22 protein-coding genes are annotated in these 21,050 nt (G+C 61.8%); 15 read left to right on the top strand and 7 right to left on the bottom strand.

What is annotated here, in order from left to right:
• Positions 1-33: 33 nt before the first annotated feature.
• Positions 34-384 (bottom strand): hypothetical protein, encoded by a 351-nt coding sequence (locus ACIQWP_RS02665; protein ID WP_402781912.1) that lies wholly within the window; start codon positions 382-384, stop codon positions 34-36.
• A 260-nt stretch (positions 385-644) separates the two neighbouring features.
• Between ACIQWP_RS02665 and ACIQWP_RS02660 the strand changes: the two genes are divergently transcribed.
• Positions 645-902: a hypothetical protein gene (locus ACIQWP_RS02660; protein ID WP_402781909.1), complete on the top strand. Its 258-nt coding sequence runs from the start codon at positions 645-647 to the stop codon at positions 900-902.
• 56 nt (positions 903-958) lie between these two features.
• Here ACIQWP_RS02660 and ACIQWP_RS02655 read toward each other — a convergent pair whose 3' ends face one another.
• A complete protein-coding gene (locus tag ACIQWP_RS02655; RefSeq protein WP_047631933.1) occupies positions 959-1,396 on the bottom strand; it encodes an Lrp/AsnC family transcriptional regulator in 438 nt (145 codons plus the stop codon).
• A gap of 143 nt (positions 1,397-1,539) precedes the next feature.
• Here ACIQWP_RS02655 and ACIQWP_RS02650 point away from each other — a divergent pair, with 143 nt between their 5' ends.
• A complete protein-coding gene (locus ACIQWP_RS02650; RefSeq protein WP_402781902.1) occupies positions 1,540-2,589 on the top strand; it encodes an ornithine cyclodeaminase in 1,050 nt (349 codons plus the stop codon).
• 64 nt (positions 2,590-2,653) lie between these two features.
• On the opposite strand, the gene ACIQWP_RS02645 is transcribed toward ACIQWP_RS02650, so the two are convergent.
• Positions 2,654-3,973: an MFS transporter gene (locus ACIQWP_RS02645; RefSeq protein WP_402782718.1), complete on the bottom strand. Its 1,320-nt coding sequence runs from the start codon at positions 3,971-3,973 to the stop codon at positions 2,654-2,656.
• A gap of 236 nt (positions 3,974-4,209) precedes the next feature.
• Here ACIQWP_RS02645 and ACIQWP_RS02640 point away from each other — a divergent pair, with 236 nt between their 5' ends.
• Positions 4,210-5,094, top strand: coding sequence for a LysR substrate-binding domain-containing protein (locus ACIQWP_RS02640; protein WP_402781899.1), 885 nt, complete (start codon positions 4,210-4,212; stop codon positions 5,092-5,094).
• Positions 5,095-5,372: 278 nt separating this feature from the next.
• Entirely contained in the window at positions 5,373-7,169 is a 1,797-nt protein-coding gene (locus tag ACIQWP_RS02635) for a PAS domain S-box protein (RefSeq protein WP_402782716.1), read from the top strand.
• 33 nt (positions 7,170-7,202) lie between these two features.
• On the opposite strand, the gene ACIQWP_RS02630 is transcribed toward ACIQWP_RS02635, so the two are convergent.
• On the bottom strand, positions 7,203-7,667 hold the full coding sequence (locus ACIQWP_RS02630; protein WP_402781896.1) for an Lrp/AsnC family transcriptional regulator: 465 nt from the start codon (positions 7,665-7,667) through the stop codon (positions 7,203-7,205).
• Positions 7,668-7,791: 124 nt separating this feature from the next.
• On the opposite strand from ACIQWP_RS02630, the gene alr reads away from it, so the two are divergent.
• Both alr and ACIQWP_RS02620 read left to right on the top strand, forming a co-directional pair.
• Complete coding sequence (gene alr / locus ACIQWP_RS02625; protein WP_402781893.1) at positions 7,792-8,925, top strand: alanine racemase; 1,134 nt, start codon at positions 7,792-7,794, stop codon at positions 8,923-8,925.
• A 31-nt stretch (positions 8,926-8,956) separates the two neighbouring features.
• Positions 8,957-10,207 carry a D-amino acid dehydrogenase gene (locus ACIQWP_RS02620; RefSeq protein ID WP_402781890.1) on the top strand — a complete coding sequence of 417 codons (1,251 nt, stop codon included), beginning with the start codon at positions 8,957-8,959 and terminating at the stop codon, positions 10,205-10,207.
• A gap of 61 nt (positions 10,208-10,268) precedes the next feature.
• On the opposite strand, the gene ACIQWP_RS02615 is transcribed toward ACIQWP_RS02620, so the two are convergent.
• Entirely contained in the window at positions 10,269-11,465 is a 1,197-nt protein-coding gene (locus ACIQWP_RS02615) for an MFS transporter (protein WP_402781888.1), read from the bottom strand.
• 121 nt (positions 11,466-11,586) lie between these two features.
• Between ACIQWP_RS02615 and ACIQWP_RS02610 the strand changes: the two genes are divergently transcribed.
• The 6 genes from ACIQWP_RS02610 to ACIQWP_RS02585 all read left to right on the top strand — a co-directional run bounded on the left by ACIQWP_RS02610 (position 11,587) and on the right by ACIQWP_RS02585 (position 16,895).
• Entirely contained in the window at positions 11,587-12,423 is an 837-nt protein-coding gene (locus ACIQWP_RS02610) for an AraC family transcriptional regulator (RefSeq protein ID WP_402781886.1), read from the top strand.
• An 80-nt stretch (positions 12,424-12,503) separates the two neighbouring features.
• Positions 12,504-13,280 (top strand): precorrin-6A synthase (deacetylating), encoded by a 777-nt coding sequence (gene cobF / locus ACIQWP_RS02605; protein WP_402781883.1) that lies wholly within the window; start codon positions 12,504-12,506, stop codon positions 13,278-13,280.
• A gap of 57 nt (positions 13,281-13,337) precedes the next feature.
• Positions 13,338-14,765: a precorrin-3B synthase gene (cobG, locus tag ACIQWP_RS02600; RefSeq protein ID WP_402781881.1), complete on the top strand. Its 1,428-nt coding sequence runs from the start codon at positions 13,338-13,340 to the stop codon at positions 14,763-14,765.
• Positions 14,766-14,767: 2 nt separating this feature from the next.
• Entirely contained in the window at positions 14,768-15,400 is a 633-nt protein-coding gene (locus ACIQWP_RS02595; RefSeq protein WP_402781879.1) for a precorrin-8X methylmutase, read from the top strand.
• Positions 15,397-16,134, top strand: a complete 738-nt coding sequence (locus tag ACIQWP_RS02590) for a precorrin-2 C(20)-methyltransferase (RefSeq protein WP_402781876.1) — start codon at positions 15,397-15,399, stop codon at positions 16,132-16,134. The genes ACIQWP_RS02595 and ACIQWP_RS02590 overlap by 4 nt, the downstream gene beginning before the upstream one ends.
• The gene (locus ACIQWP_RS02585; protein ID WP_402781873.1) at positions 16,131-16,895 is read left to right on the top strand and encodes a precorrin-3B C(17)-methyltransferase; all 765 of its coding nucleotides are present in this window, start codon (positions 16,131-16,133) and stop codon (positions 16,893-16,895) included. Before ACIQWP_RS02590 ends, ACIQWP_RS02585 begins: the two co-directional genes overlap by 4 nt.
• On the opposite strand, the gene ACIQWP_RS02580 is transcribed toward ACIQWP_RS02585, so the two are convergent.
• On the bottom strand, positions 16,859-17,629 hold the full coding sequence (locus tag ACIQWP_RS02580; protein ID WP_402781870.1) for a cobalt-precorrin-6A reductase: 771 nt from the start codon (positions 17,627-17,629) through the stop codon (positions 16,859-16,861). The two genes, ACIQWP_RS02585 and ACIQWP_RS02580, sit on opposite strands and share 37 nt — an antisense overlap.
• Here ACIQWP_RS02580 and cbiE point away from each other — a divergent pair.
• The 3 genes from cbiE (at position 17,613) to nikR (ending at position 20,147) form a co-directional block, all read left to right on the top strand.
• Positions 17,613-18,854: a precorrin-6y C5,15-methyltransferase (decarboxylating) subunit CbiE gene (gene cbiE, locus ACIQWP_RS02575; protein WP_402781867.1), complete on the top strand. Its 1,242-nt coding sequence runs from the start codon at positions 17,613-17,615 to the stop codon at positions 18,852-18,854. The genes ACIQWP_RS02580 and cbiE overlap by 17 nt on opposite strands.
• Before the next feature lie 19 nt (positions 18,855-18,873).
• Complete coding sequence (gene cobM / locus ACIQWP_RS02570) at positions 18,874-19,632, top strand: precorrin-4 C(11)-methyltransferase (protein WP_402781864.1); 759 nt, start codon at positions 18,874-18,876, stop codon at positions 19,630-19,632.
• Between the two features lie 77 nt (positions 19,633-19,709).
• Positions 19,710-20,147 (top strand): nickel-responsive transcriptional regulator NikR, encoded by a 438-nt coding sequence (gene nikR / locus ACIQWP_RS02565; RefSeq protein WP_402781861.1) that lies wholly within the window; start codon positions 19,710-19,712, stop codon positions 20,145-20,147.
• A gap of 54 nt (positions 20,148-20,201) precedes the next feature.
• On the opposite strand, the gene ACIQWP_RS02560 is transcribed toward nikR, so the two are convergent.
• The gene (locus tag ACIQWP_RS02560) at positions 20,202-21,014 is read right to left on the bottom strand and encodes a TIM barrel protein (protein ID WP_402781858.1); all 813 of its coding nucleotides are present in this window, start codon (positions 21,012-21,014) and stop codon (positions 20,202-20,204) included.
• Positions 21,015-21,050: the final 36 nt, after the last annotated feature.

The raw sequence follows: 21,050 nt of genomic DNA, 5'->3' as shown, positions 1-21,050 counted from the left end.
GTATAGGTGTTTCAGGGTGCTTTCCTGGCGAAGTTAAGAGACGACCTGCTGCATGAGCTCCATGAACACGGCTCCCAGAATCAGGCCCGACACCGTGGCGAGCACTTTCAGGATCGCGCGTTCTATCCTCAGACACTTCTTCGGCAGGATCAGCGCAAGCGACTCGCTTGCCGCTGCGACCGCTATGCACACAAGAGCAATGACGCGGCGATCTTCGGGGTAAGCCATGACAAACAGAAATCCCAAAAGGCCGAATGGGATGACGCTGTCGATGCTTGCCATTGCCATGAACGGATACTTCGTCCCGACCGGGACGACCGTGGTCAGTACGATCAGACCGAGCACGGTCCAGGCAAGGGCGTGGGCGAGCAAAGTAAGTTCCATACGAAATCATAACAACAAGCCGCGAGTTTTCAAGCGATGCGCGCGGCCTGCAATGGGTCTCGGTTCAAATCCGTTGGCTGAAGGCCCGACCTTGCCTAAAAGAACCCAATAGTGGCTCGTTGCATCCGGCTTCGCATCGGGGAGGATGCGCCGCACGATTGACAAAGCTCGGCGGCATTGGATTTATCGGCGTGTGGTTCACCGATCAGCGGCCCCTGCGCTCCTGCCGACATCTCTTGCAAACACGATAGGGTCAAACAATGTCTCATTCGAACCCAGCGACGCAGCCAGCCACCTGGCGCATCGTGCTTGCCGCCATCTTCGACTTCCTGACCGCCTTCCTAGTTTTGGGCTACATCATCGCATCGATCTTCGGCGGCAGGACGGAGGACGGCTTCCGGCTCAACGGCCTACCGGCCCTGCTGCTTTTCGTTCTGATCGCTGCCTATTTCATCCTGTTCAATCGCTTCCTGGGCGGCACTCTGTGGAAGCGCATATTGCGCGCGCGTCGTCCGTAAACAGGCACGGCGCAGACCGACCCATGGCGATCGGCAGCCTCTAAGGATGCGATCCGTCAGAGGCTGCTCAGCAAAAGGCTGGTCTCGCTGTTGGCCACGCCGTCGATCATGCGCACCTCACGCAAAACGCGGTCGAAGTCCGAAAGGCTGGTTGCGCGGATATTGGCGACCAGATCCCAGTTTCCGTTGGTCGTGTGCAGTGAATAGATTTCCGGCAGGCCGCGCAGCTTGCGGATGACCTGTGTCGTCGATTTTCCGACAACTTCGATCATCATGACGGCATGTACGGTCTGCTCGTCATAGTCTTCGCGGACCCTCACGGTGAAGCCGAGCAGTGTGCCAGTCTCGATCAGCCGATCCAACCGGTTCTGCACGGTGCCGCGCGCGACGCCCAGCGCATCCGACAGCTTGGAGAGGGAGGCACGGCCATCGGCACGCAGATGAGCGATGATACGACGGTCGAGATCATCGGGAATATATTTGGCGAGTGTCATCGCGCGATCCTGGTCTTGTCTATTTCGTCAAAAATTCTGGGCAATTTGTGCAAACCCATACCAGAACTGGCACAGTTTTGCGATTTCAGTCAATCGATCCGCTTGGTACCCTATGGGAAATGATCTCCATCGAGGATACGAGAATGCCCGCACCGCTCCCATCGGAAAGAGCTTTCATCCCCTTCGTCAGCGTCGAGAACATGATGCGGCTCGTCCATCATGTCGGCATCGAAACCGCGCTGGTCGAACTCACGGACGCTATCGAAGCAGATTTTCGCCGCTGGGACCTCTTCGACAAGACGCCCCGCGTCGCCTCCCATTCCCATGACGGCGTCATCGAACTGATGCCGACCTCGGATGGCGCGGTCTACAGCTTCAAATACGTCAACGGCCATCCGAAGAACATGGCGCAGGGGCTGCAGACAGTGACCGCCTTCGGCCTGCTTGCAGAGGTTTCGACAGGCTACCCAGTGCTGCTGACGGAAATGACGCTGCTGACCGCGCTGCGCACGGCAGCGACCTCGGCCATGGCAGCAAGACATCTGGCGCCCGCCAATTCGCGCCGCCTCGCCCTGATCGGCAACGGCGCGCAGGCGGAATTCCAGGCGCTGGCGATGAAGGCTGTTCTCGGCATCGAGGAAGTCCGCCTCTACGACATCGACCCGAGGGCGACGGAAAAGACCGTTCGCAATCTTGCGAAAACGGGCCTGCGACTGGTGCCCTGCACTTCGGCCCAGGCAGCCATCGAGGGTGCGGACATCATCACGACCTGCACCGCCGACAAGCAATACGCGACGATCCTTACCGACAACATGGTCGGCGCCGGCGTCCACATCAATGCCATCGGCGGCGATTGCCCTGGCAAGACGGAACTCCACCGCGACATCCTGCTGCGCTCCGACACCTTCGTCGAATATCCGCCGCAGACCCGCATCGAAGGTGAAATCCAGCAGATGGACCCGGATTATCCGGTCACCGAACTCTGGCAAGTCGTCAACGGCCGGGCACAGGGCCGCAGCAGCGACAGGCAGATCACGCTGTTCGACAGCGTCGGCTTCGCGATCGAGGATTTCTCCGCCCTGCGCTATGTCCGCGAGAAGCTGGCAGGCACGGATTACTTCCAGAAGCTCGACATCATCGCCGACCCCGATGATCCCCGCGACCTGTTCGGCATGTTGCTGCGGGCAGGCTGAGAAAAGACAATGGCGGTCGCTCTTACGACCGCCATCAAACCCATTAATCTTCACAGCAGCGATTTCAGCCCTTGCTGCCGGAAGCGACCAGTTCGGGTTCACCTACCCGGCCGCTCAGCGAGAAGGCCAGCAGAGCCGACAGCAGCATCAGCGCCCCGACGATGAACATCGGCAGCTCATAGAGACCCGTCGCATCCTTGACGACGCCGGTCACATAGGGGGCTGCAAAGCCGGCAATATTACCGATCGTGTTGATGAGGGCGATGCCGGCCGCAGCCGCCGGCCCGACCAGGAAGCGGGACGGAATGGCCCAGAAATTCGGCAAGGCGGAAAAGATCGCGCAGGCCGTCAGCGTAATCATGGCGATCGTCGCCTCAGGCGAATTCATATAGAGCGCGGCCGGAATGCTGAATGCGCCGATCAGCGCAGGAATGCCGATGTGCCACGGCCGCACCCCACGCCTGGACGCGTCGCGGCTCCAGAAGAACAGGGCAACCGCCGCCGGCAGATAAGGAATGGCAGTGATCAGCCCCTTGTCGAAGACATCGAACTTGGTGCCGAACTTGGTCTCGAAACCGGCAATGATCGTCGGCAGGAAGAAGGCCAGCGCATAGAGGCCGTAGATCAGGCCGAAATAGATGACCGACAGCAGCCACACACGGCCATCCGTCAGGGCGAGACCGGTCATCTTGCCGTGTGCGGCGGCTTTGGCTCTTTCCTCGCCGGCAAGCTCCCGGTTCAGCCAGTCCTTCTCGGCCTGCGTCAGCCATTTGGCGTCATTGGGCCGATCGGCGAGATAGAACCAGGCGACGATGCCGATCACGATAGCCGGAACCGCGACGCCGAAGAACATGACGCGCCAGCCCTCGAGGCCGAAGAGACCATGCATCTGGATTAGCATCGCTGCAAAGGGTGCGCCAACAACGGTCGTCAACGGCTGGGCAAGATAGAAGAGGGCCAGGATCTTGTTGCGATGCCTCGCCGGTACCCACATGCTGAGGAATAGGATGGCACCGGGAAAGAATCCGGCTTCGGCAACCCCGAGCAGAAAGCGCAGCACATAGAGTTCCGTTGCGCTCGATACCCAGGTAAAGAGCAGCGCCACGATGCCCCAGGTGACCATGATGCGGGCAAGCCAGCGGCGCGCGCCATATTTGTGGAGCGCGAGATTGCTCGGGATTTCCAAAACGATATAGCCGAAGAAAAAGATGCCGGCAGCAAAACCGAACTGCGCCGCCGTCAGGGCCAGATCCGTCGTCATGCCATTCGGGCCGGCAAAGGAGATCGCGGTGCGATCGAGGAAATTGATGAAGAACATCAAGGCGATGAAGGGCACCAGCCGCTTCGACACCTTGGAGATGGCCGAGCGCTCGACCTGTGACATTTCCTGAATACCGGGCTGCAATTTAAATCCTCCCCCCGTTCTCGACTGTCGGCGACGCTGCGACCCACTTGCGCCGTTGGCAGAACGGAAACTCCGACTCCCCTTCCGACTCCTGCCCTCGGTCGCGCGCCCTCGAATAACCTCGATCTCTAGCGGGATGGACATGCGGCAAGCAAACGATTTAATCTCTCCATCATGTGAAGAAAAATCACATCATAAGATAGATGGATTGAAAGATGAGCAGCCCTCTCCCGTCATTGAACGCACTGAAAGCATTTGAAGCGACTGCCCGCCATCGATCCATGACGCTCGCAGCCGATGAGCTGTGCGTGACCCACGGCGCGATCAGCCGGCATGTTCGCGGCCTTGAGGAGACGCTGGGCGTCGTTCTCGTCACTCGCAGGGCGCATTCGACGGAGCCGACGCTCGAAGGATTGCGACTGGCGGAAGGGCTTGCGAGCGCCTTCGGCCTGATGCAGGCAAGCGTCGAGCGCGTCCGCCCCAGCCCGCTGACGCTTTCCTGTTCCTCGTCGATCATGATGGGATGGATCATTCCGCGCATCGGCCAGTTCCATGAACGCCATCCGCAGGTCGCTCTGCAATTCAACATGAACTACGATCAGATCGATTTCGTTCGGGACAAGATCAGCCTGGCGATCCGCTCGAGCGTCATCGAGCCGCCGAAGGATGCGATCATCCGCGAACTCGGCGGCGAGGCGATCGGGCCAGTCTGTTCGCCGGAATATCTCAGCCGCTCCGGCATTCAATCTCCTGATGATATGGAGCGCGCCGCAATCCTCTCCACGCAGACGCGGCCGCAAGCCTGGAGCGATTGGCAGGCGATCGCCGGGCAGGCGGATCTAGATCTGGCGCCGCAGGCGGCCTTCGACCACTTCTATCTGCTGATCCAGGCCGCGGCATGCGGCCTCGGCATGGCGGTCGTGCCGCAGATGCTGGTGCTGGATCAACTTGCCTCCGGGCGACTTGTGGCGCCATTCGGCTTTTTGCCCGGGCCGCGCCGCATGGTGCTGTGGATCGCGCCGCATATCGCCGGCAGGCCGGATGCGCTGGCGCTCGAAAGGTGGCTGACGGCCGAAATGCATGCAAGGCCGGACACCTGATAGCCCTCTTGAAACAACGCCAAATCGAATCCCACTCACGGCCAAGGTCCATTGCCGGCGGCCGCCTCGCAGCACTCGAAACATTCATGGCGGAAGCCGCGTATGTTACTTAAAAAACATTGAAATCAGACGATTTTCTCTCTGCTCTTCGCGAGCGGGAATATGCTATGAATCCTCACAAGCATGAGCGGAACCGGGCAATCCTTGCGGGGGTGCCGTCGCTCAAGAGAGGATGCGTCCTGAACATCGTGCCCGAACTGACAAGTCAAACCAACGAGATGGCAGCGCTTATCTCTGGCTTCGACTGGGCAGCGACCAGTGTCGGCCCGAAATCGGCATGGCCCCCATGCCTGACCGCCGCAATCGACATCATGCTGTCCGCCCAAGCCCAGATCGTCATGTTCTGGGGCGAGGATTTTGTCGCTTTCTACAACGATGCCTATGCGCCAACGATCGGCGACAAGCATCCGCAGGCCCTGGGGCATCCCGCGCAGGAAAATTGGACCGAGCTCTGGAGCGACCTGGAGCCGCTTTTGCGCTCCGTCCTTCACGACGGCCAGACGGTCGTCGCCAAGGATCGACCCTTCTACATCGAGCGCTACGGCTACCCCGAAACGGTTTACTTCGACATTTCCTACTCCCCCGTTCGCGATGCAGACGGCAAGGCGCTAGGTGTCTTCTGTATCGTCAACGAAACGACGGAACGGGTCCGCTCGGAGCAGGCGTTGCGAGAAAGCGAGGAGCGGTTTCGCGCCGTCATCTCGCAATCGGCAACAGGAATTGCTCAATGCGAGCTCGATGGCCGTTTCGTTTCGGTGAACGAGCGCTTCTGCGAAATTACCGGCTACTCCGAGAGTGAACTCCTCGGCATGCATATGCACGACATTACCTATCCGGACGACCTGCGCGAGAATACTCGCCTGTTCGAGACGATGATGGCAACCGGCGAAAGCTTCGAGATCGAAAAGCGCTACACGCGCAAGGATGGCAGCCTCGTCTGGGTGGCGAACTCCGTTTCAGGCTTGCGCGACAATTCCGGACGCGTCGAGCGGGTCGCCGGTGTCGTTACCGATATCACCGAGCGCAAGCGCGCCCAGCAGGTGGAGCAACGCCTGGCGGCCATTATCGCTTCGTCGGACGATGCCATCCTCAGCACTGACCTCAGAATGGTTATTACCAGCTGGAACAACGGCGCCGAAAGGCTGTACGGCCACTCGGACGAAGAGGCTATCGGCCACTCGGTCATGATGCTCGTTCCAAACGATCGCCGCGAAGAGGAACCGGCAATCCTCGCCCAGATCCGCGCGGGGCAGAAGGTCGAACCCTACGAAACCAAGCGGCGCCGGAAGAATGGCGAGCTTGTCGACGTGCTGCTTAGCGTTTCCCCGATCTACGACGCCTATGGCCGCATCATTGGGGCATCGAAGATCGCCCATGACATCAGCGCCAAGAAGGAAGCCGAACGCCTGCAGACGATGTTGGTGGGCGAACTCAATCATCGCGTCAAGAATGTTCTTGCGACCGTTATGGCCATCGCGCGTCAGACCCTCGGGCGAGACGATGTGGGCAAGGTATCCGTCGAAACATTCGAGGCACGCCTCTCCTCGATGGCGCGCGCCCATGATCTGTTGATCCACGGTAAATGGGAGCAGGCGGAATTGACCGCCGTCATCGCCCAGGCGCTTTCCCCCTATCCAAAGGACAGGTTCGAAATTTCCGGGCCGGCGATCAAGCTCGCGCCGAGAGCCGTCGTCTCCATATCGCTTGCACTGCATGAGTTGGCGACGAATGCCGCCAAATACGGAGCGCTTTCGGTAGCGGATGGCCGGGTTGCGATCACATGGTCACTGGAAACGGGCAAGACGGATCATCTCAAACTGCGCTGGCAGGAAACGGGAGGGCCAACCGTTAAGCCCCCGACCCGCAAGGGCTTCGGCTCCCGCCTGATCGAAAGCCTTCTGGCGGCGGAATTGAACGGCAAAGTCCATGTCAGCTACGAGCCGAGCGGCTTGATCTGCCAGGTAGATGCCGCGGCGGGCATCGGCTGGGATCAGGCGCGCGATACGGTGGAGTGAAATCGCTCCAGACGCCAGATACCATCGACCCATTCATCGCAGCCCCTTCGGCCGCGTCGCCAGCACATTGCGGATCGAGAAGCTCGAATGTATCCGCAGCACTCCCGGCATGGTCGATAGAATATCCTTATGGATGCGTTCGAAGTCGCCGGGATTGGCGACCTCGACACGCAGCAGATAGTCGGAACCGCCGGTCATCAGAAAGCATTCCTTGATCTCGGGGTGCTTGCGCACCGCCGCCTCGAAGCGATCGAGATGCTCTTCCGTCTGCCGTTCGAGCGTGATGTTGATGATGACGGCGATCGCTGCTTCCGCCTGCGACGTATCGACCAGCGCCGTATAGCCCCGGATCACCCCCGCCTGCTCCATCAATTTGATGCGCCGCAGACAGGCCGAAGGCGACAGTCCAACCTCGCCTGCCAGCTTCGCATTGCTGACGCGGGCATCGAGGCGAAGCAGACGGAGAATGTTGCGATCGATCGCGTCCAGAGCGGCCATGTGGATTCTTTCAAAAATTCGCAGATCATTTCAATAGCAATCCAAATACACAATAATCAATCACTGTATGGCGAGCAATTTCACGATCGTTTCAATAATCTTGGCTTGAAAGACGAGGGTGGACATGGACGGCGGCATAGTGGATTCCCGGGCGCTGAAATTGGCGATCGACAGCGGAGCTTGTGGTTATCTCACGATCGATCCGGCCGCCTTGTGCCGGAACTACGACAAGCTATCCGCCATCGTCACGCCGGCGCGAACAGCCGCCGTCGTCAAGGGTGACTCCTACGGGCTTGGCGCCGATCAGGTGTCGAAAGCGCTCTACGGGCGTGGGTGCCGGCACTTCTTCGTCGCCCACTTCATCGAGGCACTGCGGCTGCGCCCGCAATTGCCGGGCGATGCCACCATCTTCGTGCTGAACGGTCTGTTGCCCGGCAATGAGGCAGCTTGCGCCGATGGCGGCACCGTGCCTGTTATCAATTCGCTCGATCAGCTGCGGCAATGGTCGGAGACCGCACGCTCCCTCCAGCGCAGGCTCCCGGCGGTTCTGCAATTCGACACCGGCATGTCGCGGCTCGGCATACCGCCGGAAGATAGAAGCGCCGTTGCGGCTTATCTGGCGACGTCCTATGATCTCGATATTCTCTTCGTCATGAGCCATCTCGCCTCCGCAGACGAGGTTGGCAGCAGACAAAATGCCGATCAACTTGCCGAAATGCGTCGCGTGGCCGCGGAATTCCCGAGTTATGACGTCTCCTTCGCGAATTCCGGCGGCATCTTCCTCGGTGGAGATTTTCACGGCGTGCTGGCGCGGCCGGGCATCGCCCTTTATGGCGGTGCTCCCACGAGCGGCGTCGCCAACCCAATGGAAGCCGTGGTCAAGCTCGACGTCGCCGTGGTGCAGACGCGAACCGTTCCGGCCGGCGCGCGTGTCGGCTACGGCGGCGTTCACGTGACGGAGGGCGAGACCCGGCTCGCGACGATCGCCGGCGGCTATGCCGATGGCCTTCCGCGTGGCCTCAGCGATCGGGGCGCGGTCTACTATGACGGCATCCGTCTGCCGGTCGTCGGCCGCGTGTCGATGGATAGCACGACAATCGATATCAGCGCTCTGCCTGAAGGCACGCTCTCTTTCGGAAGCATGGTGGAAGTTCTCGGAGATCATCAGACCCTCGATGATCTTGCGCGGGATGCCGGCTTGATTTCCTATGAGATCCTGACCAGTCTCGGTCATCGCTTCCACCGTCAATATTGCTGACCTTTCCAAAGCTCAATTCTCTGAGGACATCATGAAAGTCGTCGTTCTGGGTGCCGGCATCGTCGGCGTGACTTCAGCCTATCAGCTTGCCAAGGCGGGCCACGAAGTGACCGTCATCGACCGGCAACAGGGGCCGGCGCTGGAAACGAGTTTTGCCAATGCCGGCGAGGTCTCCTTCGGCTATTGCTCGCCCTGGGCGGCTCCCGGCATTCCCATGAAGGCGATCAAGTGGCTGTTCATGCACCACGCGCCGCTTATCCTGCGCCCGAAGGTCGACGGCGCCATGCTCTCATGGCTCGTCAAGATGCTGTCGAACTGCACGTCGGAACGCTATGCGATCAACAAGAGCCGGATGCTGCGCCTTGCCGATTACAGCCGCGTCTCGCTCGCCCAGGTGCGCGAAGAGACCGGCATCGCCTATGACGAGCGTATGCAGGGCACGCTGCAGCTCTTTCGCACCCACCACCAGCTCGATGCCTCCGCCAAGGACGTCAAGGCCCTGGCCGCCGACGGCATCCCCTATGAAGTGCTCGATCCCGATGGCTGCATCCGCGTCGAGCCGGCACTCAGGCATGTCCGCGAGAAGATCGTCGGCGGTCTGCTGACGCCGAAGGACGAAACCGGCGATTGCTTCAAGTTCACCAATGCCCTTGCCGCCAAGGCGATCGAGCTCGGTGTGCAGTTCCAGTATGGCACGACGATCAAGGGGGTCGACGTCCAGGGTGGGCAAGCGCGTGGCGTCATGACCGATCGTGGACGCGTGGCCGCCGATGCGGTCGTCGTCGCGCTCGGCAGCTATTCGCCGCTGCTGCTGAAGCCGCTCGGCATCAAGCTTTCCGTCTATCCGGTCAAGGGTTATTCGCTGACGATCCCGATCACCGACGCCTCGCGCGCGCCGGAATCGACCGTGATGGACGAGACCTACAAGATCGCCATTACCCGCCTTGGCGATCGCATTCGTGTCGGCGGGATGGCCGAGATCTCCGGCTATACCAACGATCTCGGGCTTCCCCGGCGCCAGACGCTCGAACATTCCGTCACCGATCTCTTCCCCGGCGGCGATGTCGCCAAGGCGTCCTTCTGGTCGGGCCTGCGGCCGATGACGCCGGATGGAACGCCGGTGATCGGACCGACCAAGATCAAGGGACTGTTCCTCAACACGGGTCACGGTACGCTTGGATGGACCATGAGTTCCGGTTCGGCGCGCGTCATCAGCGATCTCGTCGGTGGCCGCAAGCCCGATATCGACGCGACCGATCTTGCCATCAGCCGCTACGCCTGACGAACCGGATTCGACATGTAAGCGCATGGAAGGCGGCGGGCTGATTGCCCGCCGATATCGATCAATGTCGCGAAATGCGCGGTAGGAAGATCGTAAACAAGCCGAGCAACGGCAGGTACGAGCAGAGCGTGTAGACGAAGGAGATGCCGCGCGCATCGGCGAAATCGCCGAGCCAGGCCGCGCCAAGTCCACCCGCGCCGAAAGCAAAGCCGAAGAAGATGCCGCCGATCAGGCCGACACGGCCGGGAATCAACTCCTGTGCAAAGACCACGATCGCCGGGAAGGCCGAGGCAAGCACGAGGCCGATGATAACCGTGAGGACGCAGGTCCAGAACAGGTTCGCATAGGGCATCATCAGCGCAAACGGGATGACGCCGAGGATCGAGAACCAGATCACGAAACGCGCACCCAGACGGTCGCCCACCGGGCCGCCCATAATCGTTCCGACGGCGACCGAACCGAGGAAAAGGAACAGCATCAGCTGTGCGTCGCGGACATCGAGGTGGAATTTGTCGATGACGTAGAAGGTGAAATAGCTGGAGATGCTCGCCATGTAGACGTTCTTCGTCGCCGTCAGCAGGATGAGGATAGCAAGCGCCCACATCGCCTTGTTGCGCGCGATCGGCAAGGCGCGGCTCGGTGCAGGGCGAGCAGACTGCTGGCGACGATGATTGATGAACCAGTTGCCAACCCAACTCAGAACGATAAAACCGATGACGGCAAGCACGGAAAGCCACGCAACGCTCTTCTGGCCGTGCTGCAGCACGAAGAAGGCGGCGATCAAAGGCCCGATGGCCGAACCGGCATTGCCGCCGAGCTGGAAGAGCGACTGCGCCAGGCCGTGACGTCCGCCCGAAGCCAGACGGGCAACGCGAGACGCCTCGGGATGAAAGACGGCCGAGCCGAAGCCGATCAGGCTTGCGGCCACCAGCAACATGCTGAAGCTCTCGGCATAGCCGAGCAGCAGCAGGCCCGAAAAAGTGCTGACCATGCCGGCGGGCAGCGAGTATGGCATCGGCCATTTGTCGGTGACGATGCCGACCACCGGCTGCAGCAGCGATGCAGTGATCTGGAACATCATCGTCAGCAGGCCGATCTGCACGAAATCGAGCGCATAATTCTCCCTGAACATCGGGTAAAGCGATGTCAGCAGCGATTGCATCGTGTCGTTCAGCAGATGACAGGTGCTGACGGCCATGACGATCGACATCGTCGTCTTTTGATATCGGGCCTGCGTACCCGAAATTTCCGCAACCATAAGGGGGAATCCTTCCTGTGCCGGCAAGCCTTGCCAAGCATATGTCTTGATCCGCCTTTAACACGTCTTGCGAGTGTCCTTCTTTCGTGTTTTGGTCCAATAGTTTCTCGATTGGGCCAAAATGGAAAAGCTATCGAAACAGTTGCTGGCAACGCTCGACGACGACCATGTCCGGAACGTGCGCTGGATGGAAGAGTCGCCGGCCGATGTGCTCGTCCATAGCGCCGAGCCACCACAGGGCTACACCGTTCCCTGGCATCATCACCGCCGCACGCAATTGCTTTGCATCTTCTCAGGCGTCGCGCTGATCATGACGGCACGCGGCCGCTGGATGGTGCCGCCCGGTCACGCTCTCTTCATCCCGGTCGGAATGGAGCACTCGATCGAAATCCTGAGCAATGTCAGCATGAAATCCGTCTACGTGACGCCGCGCGGACAACCGCAAAAGGACGAAGCACCGCGCGTCGTGGAGGTGACGGATCTTGCCCGCAGTCTGCTTCTGGAGGCCATTCGGCTGGGTGAAGCGCCCGTCAGCCATCGCAAGGCCAAGCTCGTCCTTTCTCTTCTTGTCGAGGAGATCGCGACGCTGCCGGAGCGTCCGCTCGGCCTCCCCTTCCCGTCCGACCGCCGGTTGACGGCACTCTGCCGAGACTATCTCGCCAATCCATCGCCCAATGCCAGACTGGACGACTGGGCCGAGAAGCTTTCGGTGAGCCGTCGCACCTTCACCAGGCAGTTCCGCAAGGAAACCGGCATCAGCTTCACGACATGGCGCCAGCAGGCGAGCGTCTTTGCCTGCCTGCCGCAGCTTGCCGAAGGCCAGCCGGTCACCAATGTCGCGCTCGAGGCCGGCTATGAGAGCGTGGCCGCCTTTACCACCATGTTCCGCCGCATGCTCGGCACCTCACCGCGCAGCTATATGGCGAGCCGCTGGACTTTCGACCGACCACCGGCTTGAGCGATTCCTCTTGAAGTGCTCGGGCTCTTGAAATGATCGACCGCTTCCGGCAAACAGCGCTTAAGAGCGAGGGCAAGCATATGCGGCATATTCACATCGTCGGTATCGGCACGGGAAATCCCGAACATCTGACCGTGCAGGCGATCAATACGCTGAATGCAGCCGATGTCATCCTCATCCCCAGCAAAGGCGCCGCCAAAAGTGAGCTTGCCGACGTCAGGCGGGAAATCTGCCAGCGCTATGTCACCAACAAGGCCACGCGCTTCGTTAGCTATGACGTGCCCACACGCCAGATGGCGGAACGCAGCTATGTGCAGAGCGTCGACGAATGGCATGAGGCGATTTCCGCGACCTATGAACGGCTGTTTCTGGAACACCTGACGGAAAGCCAGAGCGCTGCCTTCCTCGTCTGGGGCGATCCCGGCCTTTACGACAGCACGCTGCGCATTCTCGAGCGTGTCGTCGGTCGGGGGAATGTTGCCCTCGATTATAGCGTCATTCCCGGCATCACCAGCATCCAGGCGTTGACGGCAAGCCATCGCATCCCGCTCAACCTCGTCGGCAAGCCGGTGCAGATCACCACCGGCCGGCGGCTCACCGAAAGCTTTCCGGGCATTGCCGAAACGGCCGTCGTCATGCTCGATGGCGAGCAGGCTTTCAGCAAGATCGACGACCCCGATGCCTATGTCTATTGGGGAGCCTATCTCGGCACCAAGGACGAGATTATCATCGCCGGCAGGCTTGCCGATGTCTCCGAGCGCATTCTTACCGTTCGGGCAGAGGCCCGCGCCCGACACGGATGGATCATGGATATCTACCTGATGCGCAAGGGGCAGGATTTCGACGATCGCGAATAAGGGCCAGGTGCCAAATCGTTTGCCCGCCGATCCGGTTTGTGCAAGGAAATGTTCCTTATGAGGGCCAGGCTTATGGTTGCAGCCGATGCGCAGACGGTAAAGGGACAAGCGTGCCTCTCGCAGGAGGCGGCCGACCGTTCTGACGTTGCGTCGCCCCTGCCCTCCATGGTGCGTGGCGCCTGCCCGTCGCTCAGTGCGCCGATGCAGACGGGCGACGGCCTGCTGGTGCGCTTGCGGCCATCGACGCCGGGCTTGACCACAGCGCAATTGCGCGCGCTGGCGAAGGCCGCGGAAGAACATGGCAACGGCCTGATCGAGATCACGGCACGCGGCAATTTTCAGCTGCGCGGCATGACATCGCAAAACGTGGCCGCGCTGGCGGCCGACATCGACCGCGCCGGCATAGAGCCGGAGAGCGGCGTCGCGATCGAAGTCCCGCCGCTCAGCGGCGTCGATCCGTCGGAAATTGCCGACGCACGATCACTTGCCAAACAGCTGCGGAGCGCGATCGCATCACTTCATCCGCAGCCGCTTCTGGCCGCCAAGCTCGCCATTATCGCCGACGGCGGCGGTCGGCTCACGCTCGACGAACTCTCGGCAGATATCCGGCTGAAGGCTACCAATGCTGCTGATCGCCCTCAACTGTGGACGCTCGCCATCGCGGGAACGGATGCGACGGCCACACCGCTTGCCGCTCTGTCCGGCGAACAGGCGATTGCCGGTGTCATCACGCTGCTCAAAACACTCGCCGCCATCGGACCGCGCGCCCGTGGCCGCGATCTGGATGCTGCCTCTCTGCAGGCACAATTTTCCACCCTTCCGAGCCTTGCGCGCAGCCCAACCGCTCCATCGTCCTCGCCTGTCGGCCTCATCCCGCTCGACAAGGAACGTGCCGCGCTCGGCCTGCGCCCTGCCTTCGGTCAGATCCATGCTCAAGATCTCATCCGTTTTCTTGGCTTGGCGGAAGCGGCTGATGTGCGTGAGATAAGGACCGGACCGGAGCACAGCCTGTTGCTGCTCGGGCTTCCGCGCGATCGGATCGAAGATCTTCTGGCCGTAGCAGTCGATTGCGGTTTTCAGACGCGAGCCGACGATCCGGCAAATTATGTCATCCCATGCTCCGGCGCCGGCGCATGCGCCTCCGCCCACTATGCAACAAAGCAAGCCGCCGCCGATCTGGTCGATGTGGGAGCCGAGCTGCTTGACGGCTCGCTCAAGGTGCATCTATCCGGCTGCATAAAAGGCTGCGCCCACCCTTCTCCGGCGATGCTCACCATCGTCGGGGCTGCAACAGGCTATGCTATTGTCGTAAATGGGTCATCATCGAGCGAGCCTGTGGCTTACATCGGCAAGGAAAAACTGAAATCGGCACTGGCAACGCTCGGGAAACTGGTACGAAACAACAAAGCTGCTGGCGAATCGGCACAGCGGTGTCTTAAACGGCTCGGCCGGGACGCAATCGCGACGGCTTTACGACAGGGATAGAAATGCCTGACTATGATTATATCCGCGAGGGGGATGCGATCTATGAACGCTCCTTCGCGATCATCCGCAGCGAAGCCGATCTCCAGCGTTTTCCAGAAGCCGAGGCGGATGTCGCAGTCCGCATGATCCATGCCTGCGGGTTGGTGGAGGCGGCAGAGCATTTTCAATTCTCCCCCGATTTCGTCGCATCGGCCCGCAAGGCGCTGTCCGACGGCGCGCCGATCTTCTGCGATGCGGAAATGGTCGCCCGCGGCGTCACCCGCGCCCGCTTGCCGGCCGCCAACGAGGTGATCTGTACATTGCAGGACTCGCGCACGGCCGAGATCGCCAAGTCGATCGGCAATACGCGCTCGGCAGCCGCCATGCATCTTTGGACCGAACGCCTTGCCGGTTCCGTCGTTGCCATTGGCAACGCACCGACCGCCCTCTTCCATCTTCTGGAAATGCTGCGCGACGGTGCGCCGAAGCCTGCCGCCATCATCGGCATGCCCGTTGGCTTTGTCGGCGCGGCGGAATCGAAAGATGCCCTTGCCGAGAATTCCTACGGCGTTCCCTTTGCCATCGTGCGAGGCAGGCTCGGTGGCAGCGCCATGACGGCAGCCGCCCTCAATGCCTTGGCGAGGCCAGGCCTATGAGCGCGCCGTCGAATGGAAGCCTGATCGGCGTCGGCACCGGCCCCGGCGATCCAGAGCTGCTGACGGTCAAAGCCGTCAGGGCTCTGGAGCGCGCCGACGTCGTCGCCTACTTTGCTAAGCAAGGCAGAGGCGGCAACGGCAAGGCAATCGTCGGCGAGCTTCTGAGAGCAGACGTAAAGCTGCTGCCGCTCTACTATCCCGTCACGACCGAGATCGACAAGGACGCGCCGGAATATCTCCGTCAGATCACCGCCTTCTATGACGCCTCGGCCGAGATGGTGGCGGCGCATCTGCGCGAAGGAAAGACGGTCGCCGTGCTCAGCGAGGGCGACCCACTCTTTTACGGCTCCTACATGCACCTGCATGTGCGCCTTGCCGATCGTTTCCCGACAGAAGTCATACCGGGCGTGACGGCCATGTCCGGCTGCTGGTCGCTCGCCGGATTGCCGATGGTGCAGGGAGACGATGTTCTCTCCGTGCTGCCGGGAACCATGGCGGAAGCCGAGCTTACCCGCCGCTTGGGCGATACGCAGGCGGCCGTCATCATGAAGGTCGGTCGCAATCTACCGAAGATCCGCCGCGCGCTCGATGCTGCCGGCCGGCTTGGAGAGGCCATCTATGTCGAACGCGGCACGATGGCGAACGGCGCCATGACGCCACTTGCCAGCCGCGACGATGCCGAGGCTCCCTATTTCTCGCTGGTTCTCGTCCCGGGTTGGGAAAGCAGGCCATGAGCGGGCGTCTCTATGTCATCGGCACCGGCCCCGGCAACCCCGCGCAGACGACGCCGGAGGCACTTGCTGCTGTCGCGGATTCCCATGAATTCTACGGTTACGGTCCTTATCTCGACCGCCTGACGCTACGCGACGACCAGATCCGCCAGGCATCCGACAATCGCGAGGAACTGGACCGCGCCAAGGTGGCGTTGCAGCGAGCCGCAGCCGGCGTCAATGTCTGCGTCGTCTCCGGCGGCGATCCCGGCGTGTTTGCCATGGCGGCGGCCGTTTGCGAGGCGATCGATCACGGCCCGGCGGAATGGCGCGCGATAGACCTAATCGTCGTGCCGGGCATAACGGCCATGCTTGCCGTCGCGGCGCGTATCGGCGCCCCTCTCGGTCACGATTTCTGCGCGATTTCGCTGTCGGACAATCTGAAGCCCTGGCCCATGATCGAAGATCGGCTTCGCGCCGTCGCTGGGGCCGGCTTCGTCATCGCGCTCTACAATCCGATCAGCAAGGCGCGGCCCTGGCAGCTCGGCAAGGCTTTCCAAATCGTCCGTGACATCTTGCCGGCGGATACGCCTGTTATCTTTGGACGAGCAGCCGGCCGGCCCGACGAGCGCATGAGGGTGGCGCGGCTTGAGGATGCCGATACCTCCCAAGCCGATATGGCAACCTGCGTCATCATCGGCTCGGCCGAAACGCGCATCATTGCCCGCGAAGGACGCCCGGATCTGGTCTATACGCCGCGTTTCATCAGGGAAGAGACGAAATGATCGATCCGATTGAGCGCAGCATCGACTGTTTCGACCACCGGCAGGCCGGCGGTATCTGTGCGCTCGATCATGATCACCTTAATGCCGAGGTGCCTTGCCGCCTCGATTTTCGCGTAGGTCGCGTCGCCGCCGCTGTTCTTGGCGACGACGACCTCGATCCCGTGCCGCTGCAGCACGTCGAGTTCGTCGGCCAGTCGGAACGGACCCCGGCTGTGGATGTAACTGACATGCGGCACCGTCAGCGGCGGCTCGACGGGATCGACGCTGCGGACCCAGTAATGATGCTGCGGCGCGGCGTTCGCCTGATGCGCCTCCTGCCGGCCGGTTGCCAGGAAAATGCGCAAAGGTGCCGCGCCGAGCGCGGCCACGGCCTGCGAAACGCTATGCACCGAAAGCCAGTCATCTCCTTCGACCGCGGTCCAGGCCGGACGACGCAAGGCGAAGGCCGTCACATCGCATTGAGCAGCCGCCTGCGCGGCATTGGCGGAGATGCGGGCAGCAAAGGGATGAGTGGCGTCGATCACCAGATCGATCGCTTCATCACTGACATAGCGCGCGAGCCCCTCCGCACCGCCGAAACCGCCGCTGCGCACCGGAACGGGCTGCGGCGCCGGATCGGCGGTCCTGCCGGCAAGCGACAGGACAACATCGAGATCGGCGCGGGCAGCAAGGACCGCCGCCAGCGCGCGGGCCTCCGTCGTACCGCCCAGAATCAGAATGCGGGCCTTGCCCATGGCTGAGACACCTTCAATTCAACGCTGGCTCACTCTTATCGGCATCGGCGAAGACGGTCCAGCCGGCCTTGGCGACGAGGCCAAACGGCTGATCGCCGAAGCGTCGATCGTCTTCGGTGGGGCGCGGCATCTCGAGCTGATGAACCCCATCACGACAGGCGAAACGCAGGCGTGGCTATCGCCCTTCGAAAGATCGGTGGAAGCGGTCCTTGCCCGGCGCGATGAGCCGACCGTGGTGCTCGCCTCCGGCGACCCGTTCTTCTATGGCGTCGGCGTGACGCTCTCGCGGCACATTCCGGTCGCTGAAATGATCGTCATTCCAGCGCCCTCCTCCTTCAGCCTTGCCGCATCCCGCCTCGGCTGGCCCTTGCAGGACACCACGGTTCTGTCGCTTCATGGGCGGCCGATCGATCTCATCCGACCGCATCTGCATCCCGGCCGCAAGATCCTGGCGCTGACATCGGATAGCAGCGGTCCGGCCGAGTTGGCCGCCCTGCTCCGGACCTCAGGTTTCGGTCAGTCCGAACTTACGGTTCTCGAGGCGCTTGGGGGGCCGCGTGAGAAGGTCTCACGCCAGAGGGCGGCAGAGTTCACCCTTTCCGGCATCAGCGACCTGAATATCTGCGGCGTCGAGCTCAAAGCCGACGCTGGTGCGCGGATCTTGCCATTGAGCGCCGGACTGGCCGACGAATTCTTCGAACATGACGGCCAGATCACCAAGCGTGAGATACGCGCGATGACACTGTCCGCGCTTGCGCCGCGTCACGGCGAGCTGCTCTGGGATATCGGCGCCGGCTCCGGTTCGATCGGCATCGAATGGATGCTCGCCGATCCCTCGCTGCGCGCCATCGCCATCGAGGCGTCGACTGAGCGTACGGCACGTATCCGCCGCAATGCGGCAAATTTTGGCGTGCCCAGCCTGGCGATTGTCGAAGGCGAGGCGCCGAGCGCCCTTGCGGGGCTGCCGACGCCGGATGCGATCTTCATCGGCGGAGGCGGCAGCGACGCTGGTGTGCTGGAAGCCGCAATCGGCCATTTGAGAAGCGGCGGCAGATTGGTTGCCAATGCGGTCACCACCGAAATGGAAGCGCTGCTGCTGGCCGAACAAGCACGCCGGGGTGGCTCGCTGATCCGCATCGACATTGCGCGCGCCGCGCCTGTCGGCCGCATGACCGGCTGGCGGCCGGCCATGCCGGTGACGCAGTGGTCGTGGACCAAGCCATAATTCAGAACGAGGTAGAGCGATGACAGTGCATTTCATTGGCGCAGGCCCCGGGGCCGCCGACCTGATCACGGTTCGCGGCCGGGATCTGATCGGCAAATGCCCGGTCTGCCTCTATGCCGGCTCGATCGTTTCGCCGGACCTGCTGCAATATTGCCCGCCCGGCGCACGCATCATCGACACGGCGCCGATGTCGCTCGACGAAATCGAGGCGGAATATCTGAAGGCGGCGGAAGCGGGTGAGGATGTCGCGCGGCTTCATTCCGGCGATCTCTCCGTCTGGAGCGCCGTCGCCGAGCAGATCCGCAGGCTCGAACAGCATGGCATCGACTATACGATGACCCCGGGCGTTCCGGCTTTCGCAGCCGCAGCCTCGGCGCTCGGCCGCGAATTGACCATCCCGGCCGTCGCCCAGAGCCTCGTTCTCACACGTGTTTCCGGCCGTGCCTCGCCGATGCCGAACAACGAGACCCTGGAGAAATTCGGTGCGACCGGCGCGACGCTGGCGATCCATCTGGCGATCCACGCGCTCAAGGAGGTCGTCGAGGATTTGACGCCGCTCTATGGCGCCGATTGTCCGGTTGCGATCGTCGTCAAGGCCTCCTGGCCGGACGAACGGATCGTTCGCGGCACGCTGGCCACGATCGAAGCGCAGGTGGCGGCCGACCCGATCGAGCGCACCGCCCTGATCTTCGTCGGCCCGTCGCTCGCCGCCCGCGATTTCCGTGAAAGCTCGCTCTACGATCCGACCTACCAGCGTCGTTTCCGCGGCCGGCAATAGCGCTGGGCACCGTTGCAAATCTCCTCGAAATTTCCTCTAGTCGACGCCGACAAACTGCGGGGAACGAGGATCAGGACATGCAGCGCATTACCATCACCATTGATGACGATCTTTTGGAGACGATCGACAAGATCAGCGCGCAGCGCGGCTATGCCAGCCGCTCGGAAACGCTGCGCGATCTTGTTCGCGATGCCGTCACGCGTGCCCAGCCGACCGTAGACGGCGAGGCCAGATGCTACGCTGCGCTGACCTATGTCTATGAGCATGAAACCCGCGACCTGTCACGCCGCCTGACGACGGCGCAACACGACCACCATGATCTTTCAGTCTCGACGCTGCATGTCCATATCGACGGGCAGGATTGCCTTGAGGTTTCTGTGCTGAAAGGCAAGGCGGCGGAAATCAAGACCTTTGCCGACAGCGTGGTGACGCAGCGCGGCGTGCGCTTCGGGAACCTGCATATCATCCCATCGGACCAAGGCGCAGATCACCCCGAAACGCATTCGCACGATTGAGCCGTGGGCGCACGATTGAGCTGCGGGCGAGTTGCCCGCGGACTACTATGTCAGTCAGAGCTGACCCGTGACATAGGCCATGCTCTCCTTGAGGGCCGCAACCGGCTCCTTCAAGGCGTGGACTGTTGGAGCGAAGGGCTCGAAAGATGCGGGGCCGGCATAGCCGGTGGACAGCAATGCGCGCAATTGGCCGAGATTGTCGAGGCGATCCCCGGCATCGACGAGAACGCGGTGCGGATCACGCATGTCGGCAACCGAAACCTCGGGATCGCTGACGCCGGAAATATGAACAAGACCGGTCAGCTCCGGGAAGATCGCCGCCTCTCCGGCGAGGTGATGGTGGAAAGTATCGTGGACGAGGCGGAAGGTGGATTTTGCACCGAGCGCTTCGATCGCTGCTGCGGCTTCGCTCTTCAGGCGCAGTGAGCAGATCTCGAAGCCGAGCGGCTCGACGAGCCCCATGATACCCGCAGCATCCAGCATCGGCTTCAGAGCCGACAGCGCAGTGCGAAGATTGGCGCGGCGCACTTCCGGCTCGCGGCCGCTGCCGTCATTGACCGGAACGAGAACGAGGGCCCTGGCACCGCAATCGCGCGCATAGTCGATCAGTTCTGCCGCTTCCCGGGCGCGCGCGTCGTTCCACTCATTGAAACGCTGCAGCGCATTGATCGAGATGATCGTCAGCCCGTGACGCGTCGCAAGCTCCTTCACCGCCGTCGCCGGGGTGCCATCCAGAATAGCGTTGCCTGCGAGATCGTTGCGGATTTCGACACTATCGATGCCAAGCTCCTTTGCGGCGGCAAAAAACGATTCGAGCCTCAGGGACGGCGCGCACATATGATTGAGCGCGAAGCGAATGGAACTCATGGTGGGCACTCCTCCTCAAGGCGTCCGGCCGCAAGA

It is taken from the genome of Rhizobium sp. NPDC090279, assembly GCF_044769665.1.
Classification (GTDB): Bacteria; Pseudomonadota; Alphaproteobacteria; order Rhizobiales; family Rhizobiaceae; genus Rhizobium.
This window is presented reverse-complemented; position numbering and strand designations above follow the sequence as displayed.